Source organism: Streptomyces sp. SS7 (assembly GCF_037993025.1).
Classification (GTDB): Bacteria; Actinomycetota; Actinomycetes; order Streptomycetales; family Streptomycetaceae; genus Streptomyces.
This window is the reverse complement of the sequence record NZ_CP141223.1, coordinates 6,691,575-6,705,657: the sequence shown is the minus strand read 5'-3', so window position 1 is coordinate 6,705,657 and position 14,083 is coordinate 6,691,575. Positions and strand designations below refer to the sequence as shown.

General features: G+C 69.8%; 14 protein-coding genes and 3 tRNA genes. 10 read left to right on the top strand and 7 right to left on the bottom strand.

The features are described from left to right. Window positions 1-36 precede the first annotated feature (36 nt). The 5 genes from U5640_RS30880 (at window position 37) to U5640_RS30860 (ending at window position 5,117) form a co-directional block, all read left to right on the top strand. A complete protein-coding gene (locus U5640_RS30880; protein ID WP_340379827.1) occupies window positions 37-1,008 on the top strand; it encodes an SMP-30/gluconolactonase/LRE family protein in 972 nt (323 codons plus the stop codon). 76 nt (window positions 1,009-1,084) lie between these two features. After that, a complete protein-coding gene (locus U5640_RS30875; protein ID WP_340379825.1) occupies window positions 1,085-1,951 on the top strand; it encodes an SDR family NAD(P)-dependent oxidoreductase in 867 nt (288 codons plus the stop codon). Between the two features lie 111 nt (window positions 1,952-2,062). After that, window positions 2,063-3,265: an amino acid deaminase/aldolase gene (locus tag U5640_RS30870; RefSeq protein ID WP_340385437.1), complete on the top strand. Its 1,203-nt coding sequence runs from the start codon at window positions 2,063-2,065 to the stop codon at window positions 3,263-3,265. Between the two features lie 42 nt (window positions 3,266-3,307). Further along, entirely contained in the window at window positions 3,308-4,579 is a 1,272-nt protein-coding gene (locus U5640_RS30865) for an MFS transporter (RefSeq protein ID WP_340379823.1), read from the top strand. Between the two features lie 244 nt (window positions 4,580-4,823). Next, window positions 4,824-5,117 (top strand): hypothetical protein, encoded by a 294-nt coding sequence (locus tag U5640_RS30860; RefSeq protein WP_340379821.1) that lies wholly within the window; start codon window positions 4,824-4,826, stop codon window positions 5,115-5,117. 564 nt (window positions 5,118-5,681) lie between these two features. On the opposite strand, the gene U5640_RS30855 is transcribed toward U5640_RS30860, so the two are convergent. From U5640_RS30855 to U5640_RS30840, 4 genes are all read right to left on the bottom strand, one after another. Then, entirely contained in the window at window positions 5,682-6,209 is a 528-nt protein-coding gene (locus U5640_RS30855; protein ID WP_340379819.1) for an SCO family protein, read from the bottom strand. Beyond that, window positions 6,206-7,741, bottom strand: coding sequence for a hypothetical protein (locus tag U5640_RS30850; RefSeq protein ID WP_340379818.1), 1,536 nt, complete (start codon window positions 7,739-7,741; stop codon window positions 6,206-6,208). Before U5640_RS30850 ends, U5640_RS30855 begins: the two co-directional genes overlap by 4 nt. Before the next feature lie 80 nt (window positions 7,742-7,821). Beyond that, on the bottom strand, window positions 7,822-8,043 hold the full coding sequence (locus U5640_RS30845; protein WP_340379816.1) for a hypothetical protein: 222 nt from the start codon (window positions 8,041-8,043) through the stop codon (window positions 7,822-7,824). Window positions 8,044-8,052: 9 nt separating this feature from the next. Further along, the gene (locus U5640_RS30840; protein WP_340379814.1) at window positions 8,053-8,967 is read right to left on the bottom strand and encodes an FAD-dependent monooxygenase; all 915 of its coding nucleotides are present in this window, start codon (window positions 8,965-8,967) and stop codon (window positions 8,053-8,055) included. 216 nt (window positions 8,968-9,183) lie between these two features. Here U5640_RS30840 and U5640_RS30835 point away from each other — a divergent pair, with 216 nt between their 5' ends. The 3 genes from U5640_RS30835 to U5640_RS30825 all read left to right on the top strand — a co-directional run bounded on the left by U5640_RS30835 (window position 9,184) and on the right by U5640_RS30825 (window position 10,907). Next, window positions 9,184-9,801: a TetR/AcrR family transcriptional regulator gene (locus U5640_RS30835; RefSeq protein ID WP_340379812.1), complete on the top strand. Its 618-nt coding sequence runs from the start codon at window positions 9,184-9,186 to the stop codon at window positions 9,799-9,801. Window positions 9,802-10,189: 388 nt separating this feature from the next. Continuing rightward, window positions 10,190-10,459, top strand: coding sequence for a type II toxin-antitoxin system prevent-host-death family antitoxin (locus U5640_RS30830; RefSeq protein ID WP_340379810.1), 270 nt, complete (start codon window positions 10,190-10,192; stop codon window positions 10,457-10,459). Beyond that, complete coding sequence (locus U5640_RS30825; protein WP_340379808.1) at window positions 10,449-10,907, top strand: type II toxin-antitoxin system VapC family toxin; 459 nt, start codon at window positions 10,449-10,451, stop codon at window positions 10,905-10,907. Before U5640_RS30830 ends, U5640_RS30825 begins: the two co-directional genes overlap by 11 nt. A gap of 546 nt (window positions 10,908-11,453) precedes the next feature. On the opposite strand, the gene U5640_RS30820 is transcribed toward U5640_RS30825, so the two are convergent. From U5640_RS30820 to U5640_RS30810, 3 genes are all read right to left on the bottom strand, one after another. Beyond that, window positions 11,454-11,527, bottom strand: a tRNA-Ile gene (locus tag U5640_RS30820). 191 nt (window positions 11,528-11,718) lie between these two features. Continuing rightward, window positions 11,719-11,791, bottom strand: a tRNA-Asn gene (locus U5640_RS30815). 5 nt (window positions 11,792-11,796) lie between these two features. Further along, window positions 11,797-11,869, bottom strand: a tRNA-Asn gene (locus tag U5640_RS30810). 157 nt (window positions 11,870-12,026) lie between these two features. Between U5640_RS30810 and U5640_RS30805 the strand changes: the two genes are divergently transcribed. Further along, window positions 12,027-12,332, top strand: coding sequence for a YtxH domain-containing protein (locus U5640_RS30805; protein ID WP_340379806.1), 306 nt, complete (start codon window positions 12,027-12,029; stop codon window positions 12,330-12,332). 150 nt (window positions 12,333-12,482) lie between these two features. Then, a complete protein-coding gene (locus U5640_RS30800) occupies window positions 12,483-13,937 on the top strand; it encodes an FGGY family carbohydrate kinase (RefSeq protein ID WP_067244525.1) in 1,455 nt (484 codons plus the stop codon). Window positions 13,938-14,083: the final 146 nt, after the last annotated feature.

Genomic DNA, 14,083 nt, shown 5'->3' with positions numbered 1-14,083 from the left:
ACCCCACCCAAGGCCCGTCACCAAGGAGCGGCTGGAATGAAACGGACGGCATCGGTCGCGCTCAGCGGCTTCGGCGTTCCCGAGTCACTGCGCTGGCATCAGGGAGCCCTGTGGTTCTCCGACCTGGCCCACGGCACCGTGCACCGCTGGGACGGCACGGGAGAGGCAGAGACGGTCCTCGAGGTTCCCGGCCGGGCCGGCGGGCTCGGCTGGCTTCCGGACGGGCGCATGCTCGTCGCCTCCATGGACGGAGGCGTCGTGTACCGGCTGGAGACCGACGGCGAGCTCGTCGAGCACGCGGATCTGCGGCACCTGGTCGGCGGCCCGGTCAACGACATGCTCGTCGACCCGCACGGGCGTGCGTACGTGGGCAATTTCGGCTTCGACTACCACGCCTTCGCCCGCGAGCACGCCAACGCCATGCTCTACGCGCCGCCCGGCCCCACGAAGGCACCGATCGCATGCCTGGCCGCGGACGGGACCCTGCTCGGGGTGACCGAGCCGGTGCTCTTCCCCAACGGATGCGTCCTGACGGCCGACGGCACCACCATGGTGGCGGCCGAAACCCTGGCCATGCGGCTCACCGCCTTCCCCGTGCTCCCCGACGGCACCCTCGGACAGCCGCGCCCCTGGGCCCCGCTGATCTCGCCGTTCCTGTGGCGTGCGGTGAACCATCCGGGGCTTCTCGGCCGGGTCACCCGCAGGATCTCGGCACTGCTGGACCACCCGGCCATCGCCAGGCGCTCCGCCTCACCGATCGCCCCCGACGGCATCGCCTGGCACAGCGACGGCGAGACGATGTGGATCGCGAACGCACTGCGCGGCGAATGCGTGCGGGTGTCCGAGGGGGGCCGCGTCCTCGACCGCGTGACGACGAGCCAGAACACCCTGAGCTGCCTCGTCGCAGGTCAGGACGGCCGCACCCTGTTCGCCGCGACCGTGCCGACCGACGATCCCGTCCGTGCCGCAGAGCTGAACGGTGGTCGCGTCGAGATGCTCCGGCTGTGAATCCCCGAGTGACGACCAGGGACGATCTCGTATCGGACAGTTGACTTGGACATTCGACCAGGAGACTCTGTTGGCCATGAGTGAAGCGTCTGAAAACAGCCGGGTCCTTCTCGTCACCGGCGCGGCCTCCGGCATCGGGGCCTCGATCGCCCAGTCGGCGGTCGCCCGCGGTCACCGCGTGATGCTGTCCGATGTCAACGAGCAGGCCGTGCAGGCCAGGGCACTCAGTCTGGGCAGCGGGGCCGCCGGCTGTGTCCTGGACATCCGCGATCCAGAGGCGTGGGTCAGGGCCTTCGAAGCGACGGAGGCCGCGTTCGGGCCCGTCGACGTGCTGGTGAACAACGCCGGCATCACCCACACCGGCCACGCGAGTGACCTCGGCCCCGGGCAGCACCGCGACATCCTGGAGGTCAACCTGCTCGGCGCCATCACCGGCACCTGCACGGCGATCGAGCGGATGACCGCGCGGGGCCGCGGCCACATCATCACCGTCTGCAGCATGACGTCGTTCCTGCCGCTCCCCGGATACGCGACGTACTGCGGCTCGAAGCACGGGCTGCGGGCCTTTCACCACAGCGTGGCCCTGGAAGAACGCGACGGGCCGCTGGACTTCACGATCATTCATCCCCCGTCGACGCGCACGGACATGCTCGAGCAGGAACTGGCCGACCCCGCTTGCGCCATCTCCTTCGCCGAGAAGTCCTACGCACCGGAGGAGATCGCCAGGACCGTCGTCGACGCGATCGTCTCCAAGCCGGTCGAGGTGGTGTTCCCTCCCCTGGGCGGCCGGGTGCAGCGGATCGCCGGTGTCTTCCCCCGCCTGATGCGGTGGGTGATCCCGCTCGCCGAGGCCAGGGGAATGAGGAAGCGAGAGCGCATCATCGCCCCCACGAGCCGCCACCGGTCCGATGCGGCGCGGCCCTCGGACCGCTCGGCCGTCTGACGCGGTTCCCGGCCGCCACCCGGCGGGCCGGTCCACCGAACCACCGAGAAGGGTGCGGATGTGAGCGCACATGTGACGTCCTGGCCGGACGTGAAATCGGCCGCCTGCGCCATGGCCGGTCTCAGCGAGGTCCGGATGGCCCAACTGGAGCGGGCCACCCAGCACTTGGACCCGCCGTTCGCCGTGGTGGACCTCGATGCCTTCGACGCCAACGCCGGCGATCTGGTGCACCGTACGGGCGGCCGCGCCACGGTTCGCCTGGCCAGCAAGTCGGTCCGCAGCCGTGACCTGATCCAGCGTGTCCTGAAGCGCCAGGGCTACCGGGGCATCCTCGCCTTCACCCTGCCCGAAGCCCTGTGGCTGGCCGAGGACCACGAGGACGTGGTCATCGGCTACCCGACCGCGGACCGCGGCGCGCTGCAGCAACTGGCCAAGGACGAGCGGGCGGCCTCACGCGTCACCCTCATGATCGACTCCGTGGCCCAGCTGGACTTCATCGACGAGGCCGTCGGGGCCGCCCGCCCCCGTCTGCGGCTGTGCATCGATCTGGACGCGTCCCTGGAACTGGCCGCCGGGCGCATCCACCTGGGCCCGTACCGCTCCCCCGTGCACACCCCGCAGCAGGCCGTCACACTTGCCCGGGCGATCCAGAGCCGTCAGGGGTTCCACCTGGCCGGGGTCATGTCCTACGAAGGACAGATCGCCGGCATGGGGGACAACCAGCCCGGCTCCCCTCTCAAGCGCGCCGCGCTCCGTGCCATGCAGCGCCTGTCGGCACGTGAACTGGCCGACCGGCGCGCCGCCGCGATCGCCGCGGTCGAGAGCGTGGCCCCGCTGGAGTTCGTCAACGGCGGTGGCACCGGCTCGGTGGAGCAGACCTCGGCCGAGCACGTCATCACGGAGATCGGCGCGGGTTCGGGCCTGTACGGGCCGGGGTTGTTCGACTTCTACCGACGCTTCCGGCCCCGGCCCGCCGCCTACTTCGTCATGCCGGTCGTACGCCGTCCCACGGACAGGATCGCCACCGTGCTCGGGGGCGGCTGGGTCGCCTCCGGCCCGCCCGGCCGTGACCGTCTGCCCACGCTCAGCTGGCCGCGGGGCCTGCGGATGAACCCGCTGGAAGGTGCGGGGGAAGTGCAGACACCGGTGCTCGGTCCGGCAGCTCACGGTCTGCGCCTCGGTGACCACGTGTGGTTCCGGCACGCCAAAGCCGGCGAACTGTGCGAGCGGGTGAACACCCTCCACCTGGTGTCCGGCGGCGAGATCGTCGGCCGGGCCCCCACGTACCGGGGTGAGGGACACGCCTTCCTCTGACCCGTCCGCCCCATCCGCGGCCCACCTTCTCCCGGAGGCCCGATGCTCCCCGACTTCAGCTCCCCCGCTCCTGCCCTTGCAACCCCCCTCGGGCCCGCCACCGTCCAAGGACCGGCCGAGCCCGTCTCGCGCCGCTGGATCAGCCTGTACGGCCTGGTGTGGTTCGGCTTCTGGATGGCCAACCTCGTCCCCCTCCAGCTGCTGCTCCCCCAGCAGCTGGAGGCGATCGATCCGGCCTCGAAGGTCTTGGACTTCGCCGTCGTCAACGGTGTCTCCGGGCTGGTCGCGCTCGTCGCCCTGCCCCTGTGCGGCGCCCTGTGCGACCGTTCCCGCAGCCGCTTCGGCCGCCGCAGACTCTGGCTCACGGCGGGCGCTGCCGCTTTCGCCGCCGGGCTGGTCGTCACCGGCGCCCAGACCACCGTGACCGGTGTGGTCGTGGCGTGGGCGGCCGGCATGATCGGTCTCAGCGCGGCCACCGCCGGGCTCACCGCCGTCATCGCCGACCGCGTTCCCGAAGACCAGCGCGGCATGATCTCCAGCGCCGTCTACGGCCCCCAGGCCCTCGGCGTGGTCGTCGGCATCGCCCTCGTGTCGGCTTTCGGGCTTTCCCCCCTGTCCGGGTTCACGGTCATCGCGGTCCTGCTGATCGTCTGTCTGGTGCCGTTCCTGGCCTCCCATCGCGACATCGCCTTCGACGTCGAGGCGCCGCTCGGCATCGGGGAACTGCTCGCGTCGATGGGCAGCTCCCTCAGGAACCGGGAATTCGCCTGGGCCTTCGGCGGACGGCTCCTGGTCAATCTGGCGAACTCGCTGGGCACGTGTTACACGCTCTACTTCCTCACCGACGGTCTCAAGGTCACCGACCCGGCCGGCAGCCTGCTGGTGTGCACCGTCCTCTATCTCCTGGCCGGCCTGCTGGCCACCACCGCCGCCGGAGTGCTGTCCGACCGCCTCGGCCGACGACGGATCTTCGTCGCCCTGGCGGCGCTGCTCCAGGCCGCTTCCGGCTTCCTGCTGGCGAGCGCCCCCAGCCTCGCCGTCATGATGGTGGCATCCGCTCTCATGGGCGGCGGCTTCGGTGCGTACATGGCCGTCGACCAGGCCCTGATCACACAAGTGCTCCCCAACGCCGAGAGCCGGGCCAAGGACCTCGGCATCATGAACATCGGCTCCATCGTTCCCCCGGCGATCGCCCCGCTGATCGCCGGAGCGATCATCAGTTCGGAACACGGCTACCCGCTCCTCTTCGCCCTCGTGGGCGCGGCCGCCGCCGTCGGAGCGGTCCTGGTCTACCGCATCCGTTCCGTCCGCTAGTGCCGTGACCGGAAAGGTTCACCGGGCGTGGCGAACACGGGGCCGTACGCGACCCGGATCATCGGCGGGAAGCTCCCGGCCGTGACGGGAACCGCGCCGCTGGACCGCCGGGTGCGCGGCCGAGGTGAGGACGACGGCCGTGGAGATCTCAGTGCACTCCGCGTCGGGCGATCTCATGGTCCGCGGCCTGCAAGCTCAGCAACGGCCTCCTGCCTTGTCACCGGGGTGACTTATGGTTCGCCTCATGGCACTCACGGACATCACCGCCTCAGCGGTCATCCAGGCAGTCGAAGAGTTCGACAGGCTCGGCCACGACACCTTTCTGGAGAGGCACGGTTTCGGGCGCGCACGCCGCTACCTCCTTGAGTACAACGGCAGGAGCTACGACTCCAAGGCGATCGTGGGCGTCGCGCACGGATACCTCCCGGGGCAGGAGGCGCTGGAATCGGGCCAGTTCTCCGGGGGAGAAGGCCACGCGGTCTCGGTCCTTCGCGAACTGGGCTTCTCGGTCGTCGACGGGCCTGTGGACGGCGCTTGAAACACCGACTCCGCCCGTTCGATGCCGCGGATGAACACCCCTAACGCGGACGCGGCAACGCTCCCGGTCCGCAGCCTGGTCACACCCACGGCTCATCTCGACGTTGTTCGCCGCCGCCCACGTCCCGACTCGCTGACACCGCTTCCTTTGAGGATCTTGGCGGGTCTTGCCGATCCATGCTGATCCATGACGTTTTCGCAGCTCAGACAGGGTGAGTGGTGTCGGTGCTCCTCAGCCCTTGTCAGTCTCTTCCTGTCCTTGTGGCCCCAACTCGGCCTCAATGAGGCCCCAGAGGACAGCACCCAGGTACGGGGCGAACGAACGCACCAGGCCGGGAAAGGATTCCGAAGCCGCCCGGAGCGGATTGTCATTCCAGCGCACTGAGGCTCCACCCCTGTGTGGGGCGGAGCCTCGGCGGCCTGAGTAGCCCGAGCCCTTCCGCGCAGTGTGGTCGAGCGTGGGAAGCAGCGCAGCCCTCAATTCTCTGAACCAGCGCCCTCTTGGATCCGGTCGGCAGGCCCCTCGCACGCGTCCGGTCGGCCGGCCGGTCAGGGACCGCTGAGTTCAGCGGGTGGTTCCGGAAGAACTCCCGCCGACGACGAACGCCCGTACCCCGGCGGTGATCTCGGCCGCCGTGAGGGCGTCGGGGAAGTGGTGGGCGTACTCGCCCTGCGGCGAGATCAGGTACGTGATGGCGGTGTGCGGCACGGAGTATCCGTCCGGGTCGTCGGGATCGTCCTTGCGCCGGGCGAACACCCGGAACTCCCGCTTGGCCCGCTTGATGGCGTCGGCCGATCCGGTGAGCCCCGTGAACCGGGGGTAGGCGCGGAGGAAGTCCCGAAGCGCCTGCGGAGTGTCCCGATCGGGGTCGACCGTGATGTAGAGCGGGCGCAGTTCGTCGGCCATCTCTCCGAGTTCGTTCAGTACGACGGACAGCTTCCCCAGCGCCCGCGGGCAGACGACCTTGCAGTGTGTGAACCCGAAGAAGACCAGTGTCCAGCGGCCCCGGTAGGTCTGATCGGTCACCGGGGTGCCGTCGTGGTCGACGAGCGAGAAGGAGGGCTTGTCCAGCCCTGTTCCTGGTGTGGTCATCGGTCCTGCCTGAACGTGAAGGTGTGCGGGGTGGCGGGGCAGTGCAGCACCACCTGGTCGCGGTCGACGTGCACGGCGTCGGTGAACGGCCCGGGTTCCGGCCGCACCGTGGTGCCGTCGACCACGGCGGCGGGCTGCCCGTCGACGGTGACGGTCCACCGGCCGCGGCCGGCGATCCTGCTGATCGTGACGGTGCCGTCGCCGGGCACGTCCCGGGGGCGACGCAGCCGCGTGTGCAGTACACCGTCGACGACCTCTGCCCGGCTGACGTCGACGTCACGGGCGACGGCGGTCAGCGCCGGCTCCTCGAAGCGCGATCGCGGCAACGGGTGGTTGAAGAGGCTCCACAGCCCGTCGGGCACGTTGAGCCGCGCGTACCCCAGCAGTACGTTGCCGGTCATGGGCCCCATGTTGACGAGGTTCCCGTCGGCGTCGGTGGTGGTGTCGTTGCGGGGGTAGTACAGGCCGCCGTCGCGCCAGGTGGGGTTCATGAACCGGTCGGCGTGGGCAAGCAGGCCGTCCCGGGTGCGTTCGTCGCCCATCTCGGACGCCCAGGCGGCCAGCCAGCCGAAGTTGCCGTCGCTGTCACGGGTCACCTGCTGGCCGTTCATGTTCGCGGGCGACGCCGGAGGTACCGAGAGGGTGCCGTCCGGGCCGTGGACGACGTAGTCCGCGATCTGCCGCGGGTAGTGCTCGTGCACGAACTCGCGGTTCCACATGTTCATCAGGCTGCCGCACCAGCCGTCCATCTGCGCCGAGGCCCCGTCGTTCCCTATGAGGATCTTGGAGTCCTGAAGGACCATGACGTTGTAGTGGCCGTTCTCGCCCAGCCGACCGAAGTCGGCCCAGGCCTGCTCGTATCCGGCGATCGTCTCCTCGGCGCGTTTGCCGCCGGTGATCAGGTCGTGGAGCCGGAATCCGAGGATGGCGGGCTGGATGCAGATCTGGAACACGCAGTTGGGTTCGCAGGCCACCCCGAGATAGCCGTTCTGTACCAGCTGCCAGTAGATGTGGTCGTTGAGCGAGGTCCGGTCGTAGGCGAAGAGCTTCTCTTCGCCGCCCCAGTGCATCGTCCAGAACTGGAAGGTCAACGAGCCGGGCTCGGCGTACTGGTCGGAGTCGAACAGATAGTCGTGCAGCATCGCCATCGACTGGACGTAGGCGCTGTACATGATGTTGTCGCGCACCACCGGATCCCAGTCCTGGCTGGTCGGGTCCGTCATGCGCGGGTTCAGCAGCCCTCCTCCCCGGCCCGTGTCACGCCAGTACATCCAGGCCTCGGGCAGCAGGAGCTTGTCGAGCAGCCGTTGCATCGCGGGCTGGAACAGGCCGGGAGCGGCCGGCAGGCGGTGGACGTGGGTCAGCGCCAGCGCGTAGGTCATGTAGGCGAGCTGGTAGCGGTAGGCGTTGAAGCCGTCCTGACCGTGCGTCCGGGCCTGCATCAGCGACCAGTCGTTGGGCAGTTGGCGGGACAGGTTGTCGAAGTGCCGCAGGTGGCCTGTCTGTTGCGCGGTGAGCACGCGTTCGGACATCGGTCCCTCCTTGTACGCGGGTGCCTTCGTGGACGTCCACGCAGACGTCCACGTGGATGTTCGTGTCAGCAACGAGTTGTTCAATACGGCTGGATCAGGCGTCCCAGGGCCTCGTTCGTCAGCCGGGCGCTCTCCGGGCCGGCCCACTGCCCGGCCGACTCCAGATCCAGCAGCCGCAGCGACGTCTTCACCACGAGTTCCGCCCGGTCGTGACGGCGCCGGTAGAAGCGGTCCAGCCGCTCCTCAACCGAACCGGTGCCGGTCAGTTCGGCGGCCAGCACCACGCCGTCCTCCAGGGCCATGGCGCCGCCCTAGCCCAGGTGGGCGCTGGTGGCGTGGGCGGCGTCACCGATGACGACAATTCGGTCGCGGTACCAGGGTTCGTCGATCCACACGCTCTCGAAGGCCTTGCAGACCACGTCCGCGTCCGGCCCCAGGCGGTCGCGCAGCGCCGCGAAGGCCGGATCGGTGAAGCCCGCGAAGACCTTCTCCAGGCGCGTCCTGGCCTGCTCGTGGTCGAGGGTCTGCTTCTCCGAGGCCGGGAACGTGCAGTTGACGTAGCCCATCCCGGTCTTGGGCCGGTTGAAGAGGAAGGTTCCGCTGGGGGCGATGTGAATGCCCGTCGCGAGGTCGATCCCCTCGCTCTCCAGGACCCAGCGGACACTGAGCTCGCCGACGAACCGCGGCTGGTAGCGGTCGCCGAACACCTGCTGCCGCACCGTCGAGCGGATGCCGTCGGCTCCGACGACCAAGTCGTAGTGCGCCTGGCTGCCGTCGGTGAAGGCGACGTCCACCCCGGACGGCGTGTTGGCCAGGGCGGCGACGGTGAGGCCGACCGGGAGCAGCCGGGCGCCCGCCTTCTCGGCCGCGTTCGCCAGTACTTGCGCCAGATCCGGCCGGTAGACGACCAGGCCGATGGGGGTGTCCGGGCCGTCGGCAGCGGCGGGGCCCGCGAAGTTGGCGGGCAGTGGGCTGCCATCGGGGCCGTAGAGCTGCATGTACGAGGCGCGGGCCTCGGTGTTGATCTCCGCGAGTTCCTCGTACACGCCGAGTTCCCGCAGTGCGTCGGCGGCGCGGTGGAACATTCCCATCGCGGTGCCGTTCGGCTCGTACGACACCTCCGCCACGTCGACCGCCACGGCCTCGGAGGACCTGTGCCGCATTCCGATCGCGGTCGCCATTCCGGCGAGGCCGCCGCCCACCACCAGTACCCGTGCGATTGTCACGTTGTGCACCTCACCGTCGAGGACGAGCTCTGTCGCCGTTCACCCTCCGGCAGACCGGAAGCAAACTGAAGCGACCAAAGCCGCAGTGCGAGACACGAGGCTGGTCGGGTGTCTCGAAATGGGGTGGGGCCGGTGGTGCCGCGGCAACGGGCGTCGTCACCCCGCAGTGCCGTGCGCCCGGCCCGCAGCCCGCTCGCAACAGTTACGCTCGCTTGTGTGGACTCCCCAGGGGACGGCCGTGGAGCGGGGCGTGACCCCCGCTCACGGCGTAGCGAACGGGCACTGCGCCGGGCGCTCGTCGCCCTTGCGGCCGAGAGCGGGCCGGCGTCCATCACCGCCTCGGAGCTGGCCGCAAGCGCGGGGATCGGCCGGGCGACCTTCTACCGCCACCATGACAGCGTCCTGGCCTTCATCGACTCACTGCGTGCGGAGCTGATCGCCGAGCTCCGAAGTGCCTTTCTGGACGTGAGACTCGACTCCGGCACGAAGCCCGGTACCTATGACGTACTGGCGTGCCGCGCCCGGGCCGTGCTGCTTGTCGCGGCACACGACGTGGATCTGTTCCGCCTGATGTGGGAGGGGAACGGGGGTACGGCCTTCCGCGACCGGTTCCGTGCCGAGTTGGCCGTCCTGTTCGCCGAGGATCTGCGCCAGATCGGCGCGAAGACCGATGCCGCCTACTGCCCGCCCGAATACCTGTCGGCGTACGCGACCCACGCGATCACCGGTGTGCTCGGCGCGTGGCTCGCGAAGGACGAGCGTGAACCGGTTGAGGACGTCACCTTCTACCTGGTGACGCTCATCAACAGCGGTTCCCAGGTCCTGGAGCAGTAGACGCGTGAAGAGGATTCCCGCGTCGGCTCTGCTTCCGGGCGGCGGCCGCGTCAGGAGCTGCCCCGGCTATGAGCCAGACCGCTGCCGCCGCCTGGCTTTCGCGCCACCGAACTGCTGGATCACCTCATCCGCTCAGTGGGATGGTCTGCCACTTCTCGGCGTGGTTCGACCAGAGTCCGGTGCGTTCCCACAGTGATGCGGACAGCGGCATCCTCACAAGCCGCTGGGCCAGGACCGGGCTGAAACCCGCACACCAGATGACCGCTTCTACCTTGGCGCGGACGCCATCGGCCCCTACGACAACGCGCCGAAAAACCGCAGGCCTCACGAGAACCCGGGGGGTGCTACGGAGTGGCACCCGGTAGCACACGACGGCTACGGTGGAGCCATGACCAGCCAACCCGAGATCACCCAACGCGACCTGCGCACCAAATCCAAAGAGATCATGGACGCCGTCCAAAGCGGCCAGTCCTTCACCGTCACCCGCGACGGCCACCGCATCGGCGAGCTGATCCCCCTGCGCCGACGCCGGCGCTTCGTCCCGCGCGGCGAATTCGCCGCCATGTCCCGCACCGCCCCGGACATCTCCCTGGACGCCTTCCGCGCCGACCAGGACGCCACCGCCGAGCAGGAGCTGGACGACCCCTATGCCCGGTGAGCACCAGCAGGGACTCCTCGACACCAACATCATGATCCTTCGCAAGTGGATCAACCCCGAGGAACTGCCCGCCGAGATGGCCATCACCGCCATCACCCTGGCCGAACTCTCCGCAGGCCCCCACCAGGTCCGCGGCAACGCCGAACAGGACGACCACGACGAACACGCCGAACGCGCCCGCCGCACGGACATCCTCCAGCGCGCCGAGAACGAGTTCGACCCCATCCCCTTCGACGCGGAAGCCGCCCGCATCTACGGCCGGGTCTGCGCCGCCGTCATCAGCGCCGGTCGCCAACCCCGGCGCCGCATCGCCGACCTGATGATCGCCTCGATCGCCGCCGCGGAAGGCCTCCCCCTGTTCACCACCAACCCCGACGACTTCAAGGGCCTGGACGACCTGCTCACCGTCGTCTCCGTCACCCGTCCAAGGGTGCTCCACGATCGGTAGGGCACCACCGCACCCGACACCCCGACTCCGGGCCGTTTCCTCACCGTGGAGGGAGCGTGCCCGCTCCACGGCCGATGTCCCGATCGATCGCCCAGCGCCCCGGACTGAGCCCGAACACCGCCGGCGCGCGCCTGGAGCCGAGCTCCGGTGACAGGGGGCGCGGTGAACACGGCGATGTCGAGTTCGGCGGCCAGAACGTCGGCGGCGTTACGCGCTACTGCGGCCAGCACGGTTACAGCCCCAGACAGTCGCCACGGCGAACGCCCCGAGCCACACGCATACGACTCGTCGGAGAACGCCTCCAGGCCGCTTCCCGCACCTCCGGCCTCAGAATGGCCTCAATCCATGCCCCCTTTCGCAGCAGAGCCGACCAGAACGCGTCTCATCGATTGCACCTCCGCGCACATACGTGCAGGTCAGAAGGACATCAGCCGACTCTGACCACCTTGGTGCAACTGCGCGAGCAGCGGATTCAGTCCGTTCAGGCACAGTTGGCGCCTCGACACCCAAAAATGAACGTTTCCGCAGGTCAGAGACCTGCTCAGGTGGGGCGGGTGGGACTCGAACCCACGGCCGACGGATTATGAGTCCGCTGCTCTAACCGGCTGAGCTACCGCCCCATAGCGGCGTGTCGCGTACATGTGTACGCGCCGTGTGCCGCAGCATAGCCGCTCATACGATCTCACGCTTCGGCTGGTCGGCCTTGCCCCCGACCAGGGAGACACCGCTGCGGCCTGCGCGGTTCCCGTCGGTGTGACGCCGACGGGAACCGACATGAAAAAGGACCCCACCGGGGTCCTCGTTCACGATGCTCCCCCGACTGGACTCGAACCAGTAACCTGCCGGTTAACAGCCGGCTGCTCTGCCAATTGAGCTACGGAGGACCGAGCTCCCCCGACTGGACTCGAACCAGTAACCTGCCGGTTAACAGCCGGCTGCTCTGCCAATTGAGCTACGGAGGAATGCCTCGTTGCATCGAACGTACCCACCTGGGTATTCGCCAGGGGGCGGGCGCTCGCTGCGACACATACATTAGCGCAAGCAGGGGGGTGCTCCGCCAATCGGTTCCCCCCGGCACCGACGCCGCACCAGGGACCTACGAAGGGAAGGGTGGCCGCCATGCGCTACAAGCTGACGTTCCTCGCCGGGCTCGCCGTCGGTTACGTGCTGGGCACGCGCGCCGGTCGTGAGCGCTACGAGCAGTTGAAGAAGTCCGCGCGGCAGGTCGCGCAGAACCCCGCCGTGCGCAACACCGCCGAGACGGCCGCCCAGCAGGGCCGCCAGTACGCGGGCAAGGCGTACCACGCGGTCAGCACCAAGGTCGGCGACCGCATGCCCGAGTCCGTCGCCGGCCGGGTCCGCTCCCTGCGCGACCGCAGCTCCCACAACGGCGCCGAGGACGACTGGGGCACCAGCACCACGTAACAGTTCCCTTGCGACACCGATCACAACGACGTCCCGAGGGGCGCGGGCAACTGCGCGACCAGCCACGACGCGGCCGCACCGGCGACACCCGCGAGCCCTCGACGGTCTACGCGGCTCAACCTCAGCGGCGCGTGCGGCAGAATTTTCGGTATGGGGATAGTCGCCGGGCTGGACAGTTCGCCCGATTTCACTCGTATCGTCGTCTGCGACGCGGACACCGGAGCCGTGCTCAGGCAGGGATATGCGCCGCATCCGGTGGAGAATCCGGACAGCGGGGGCCGGCCCAGCGACGTCGATCCCCAGGCCTGGCTGCTCTCCCTCGGGGAGGCGGCCGGCGGGGGTCTGCTGGAGGGTGTGCAGGCCATCGGGGTGTCCTCGCAGCAGAACGCGCTGGTCCCGCTGGACGCGCAGGGCAACACCGTGCGGCCGGCGATGGTGGGCGGCGACAAGCGCGCCCAGGTCGCGGCGGCCGATCTGATCGACGCGCTCGGCGGGCGCGAGGCCTGGGCGCAGGCCGTGGGGTGCGTACCGCAGGCCGCCCAGCCGGTCACCAAGCTGCGGTGGCTCGCCAAGACCGAGCCGGAGGCCGCGCTGCGCACCTCCGTGCTGATGCAGGCCCATGACTGGCTGGTGTGGCAGCTGCTGGGCCGGCCTGTGAGAAGGACCACGGACCGGGGCGGGGCCTCCGGGACCGGGTACTGGTCCGCCGCGATGGGCGGCTACCGGCCCGATCTGGTCGAGCTGGCGCTCGGTCACCAGGCCATGCTGCCCGAGGTGATCGGGCCGTCGGACGCGGCCGGTACGACCCCGGAGGGGCTGCTGATCTCCGCCGGCACCGGCGAGACCATGGCGGCGGCGCTGGGCCTCGGGCTGGGGATGGGGGACGTGGTGGTGTCCCTGGGCGCCTCCGGGTCCGTCATGGCCGTGCATCCCGAGGCGCTCGTCGACCAGTCCGGGATGATCACCTCGCTCGCCGACGCGACGGGCATGCATCTGCCGGTGGTGACCACCCTGAACGCCGTACGGACCCTGCGCGGCGCCGCCGAACTGCTCGGCGCGCCCGATCTGGAGGGGCTGTCCGAGCTGGCGATGAAGTCGACGCCGGGCTCGCACGGGCTGGTGATGCTGCCCTATCTGGAGGGCGAGCGGACGCCGAACCTGCCGCACACCGCCGGGACGCTGGCGGGGCTGCGCCGGGAGTCCATGAAGCCCGAGCACTTCGCGCGGGCCGCCTTCGAGGGCATGCTGTGCGGGCTCGCGGACGCGCTCGACGTGCTGCGCGGGCGGGGCGTGAGCGTGCAGCGGATCTTCCTGCTGGGCGCGGCGGCCGAGCTGCCGGCCGTGCAGGCGGCGGCACCGGCGCTCTTCGGCGCGCAGGTCGTCGTACCGCAGCCGGCGGACTACGCGGCGATCGGGGCGGCCCGGCAGGCGGCCTGGGCGCTCGGGGCGAAGCAGGGCACGCTCGATCCGCGGACCCCGCCGGTGTGGCAGGGCGCGGCGGCGGTCGTGCTGGATCCGGGCGAGGATCTGGCGGTGGGGCAGGCGGTGCGCCAGCAGTACGTGTCGGTGCGGGAGCAGACGCACCCGGGGGCGTTCCGGGGGTAGGGCCACCCCGGCCGACGTCCGACGAGCCCGTCCCCGTGCGCCCTCCCCGTGCGCCCCTGCCCGCCCGTCCCGGTACGCGGAAGGCCGTATATCACGCAGCTCTCGGCTTAATCGGTTGAGGTAACGCGGGTGGAGTGTCCGACGAT

Excerpts from the sequence above, each read along its gene's own strand:
- U5640_RS30850 (WP_340379818.1), bottom strand. The coding sequence starts at position 7,741 with ATGTCCGAACGCGTGCTCACCGCGCAACAGACAGGCCACCTGCGGCAC.
- U5640_RS30860 (WP_340379821.1), top strand. The coding sequence starts at position 4,824 with ATGGCACTCACGGACATCACCGCCTCAGCGGTCATCCAGGCAGTCGAA.
- U5640_RS30865 (WP_340379823.1), top strand. The coding sequence starts at position 3,308 with ATGCTCCCCGACTTCAGCTCCCCCGCTCCTGCCCTTGCAACCCCCCTC.
- U5640_RS30805 (WP_340379806.1), top strand. The coding sequence starts at position 12,027 with ATGCGCTACAAGCTGACGTTCCTCGCCGGGCTCGCCGTCGGTTACGTG.
- U5640_RS30875 (WP_340379825.1), top strand. The coding sequence starts at position 1,085 with ATGAGTGAAGCGTCTGAAAACAGCCGGGTCCTTCTCGTCACCGGCGCG.
- U5640_RS30845 (WP_340379816.1), bottom strand. The coding sequence starts at position 8,043 with ATGGCCCTGGAGGACGGCGTGGTGCTGGCCGCCGAACTGACCGGCACC.
- U5640_RS30855 (WP_340379819.1), bottom strand. The coding sequence starts at position 6,209 with ATGACCACACCAGGAACAGGGCTGGACAAGCCCTCCTTCTCGCTCGTC.
- U5640_RS30825 (WP_340379808.1), top strand. The coding sequence starts at position 10,449 with ATGCCCGGTGAGCACCAGCAGGGACTCCTCGACACCAACATCATGATC.
- U5640_RS30830 (WP_340379810.1), top strand. The coding sequence starts at position 10,190 with ATGACCAGCCAACCCGAGATCACCCAACGCGACCTGCGCACCAAATCC.
- U5640_RS30880 (WP_340379827.1), top strand. The coding sequence starts at position 37 with ATGAAACGGACGGCATCGGTCGCGCTCAGCGGCTTCGGCGTTCCCGAG.
- U5640_RS30800 (WP_067244525.1), top strand. The coding sequence starts at position 12,483 with ATGGGGATAGTCGCCGGGCTGGACAGTTCGCCCGATTTCACTCGTATC.
- U5640_RS30870 (WP_340385437.1), top strand. The coding sequence starts at position 2,063 with ATGGCCGGTCTCAGCGAGGTCCGGATGGCCCAACTGGAGCGGGCCACC.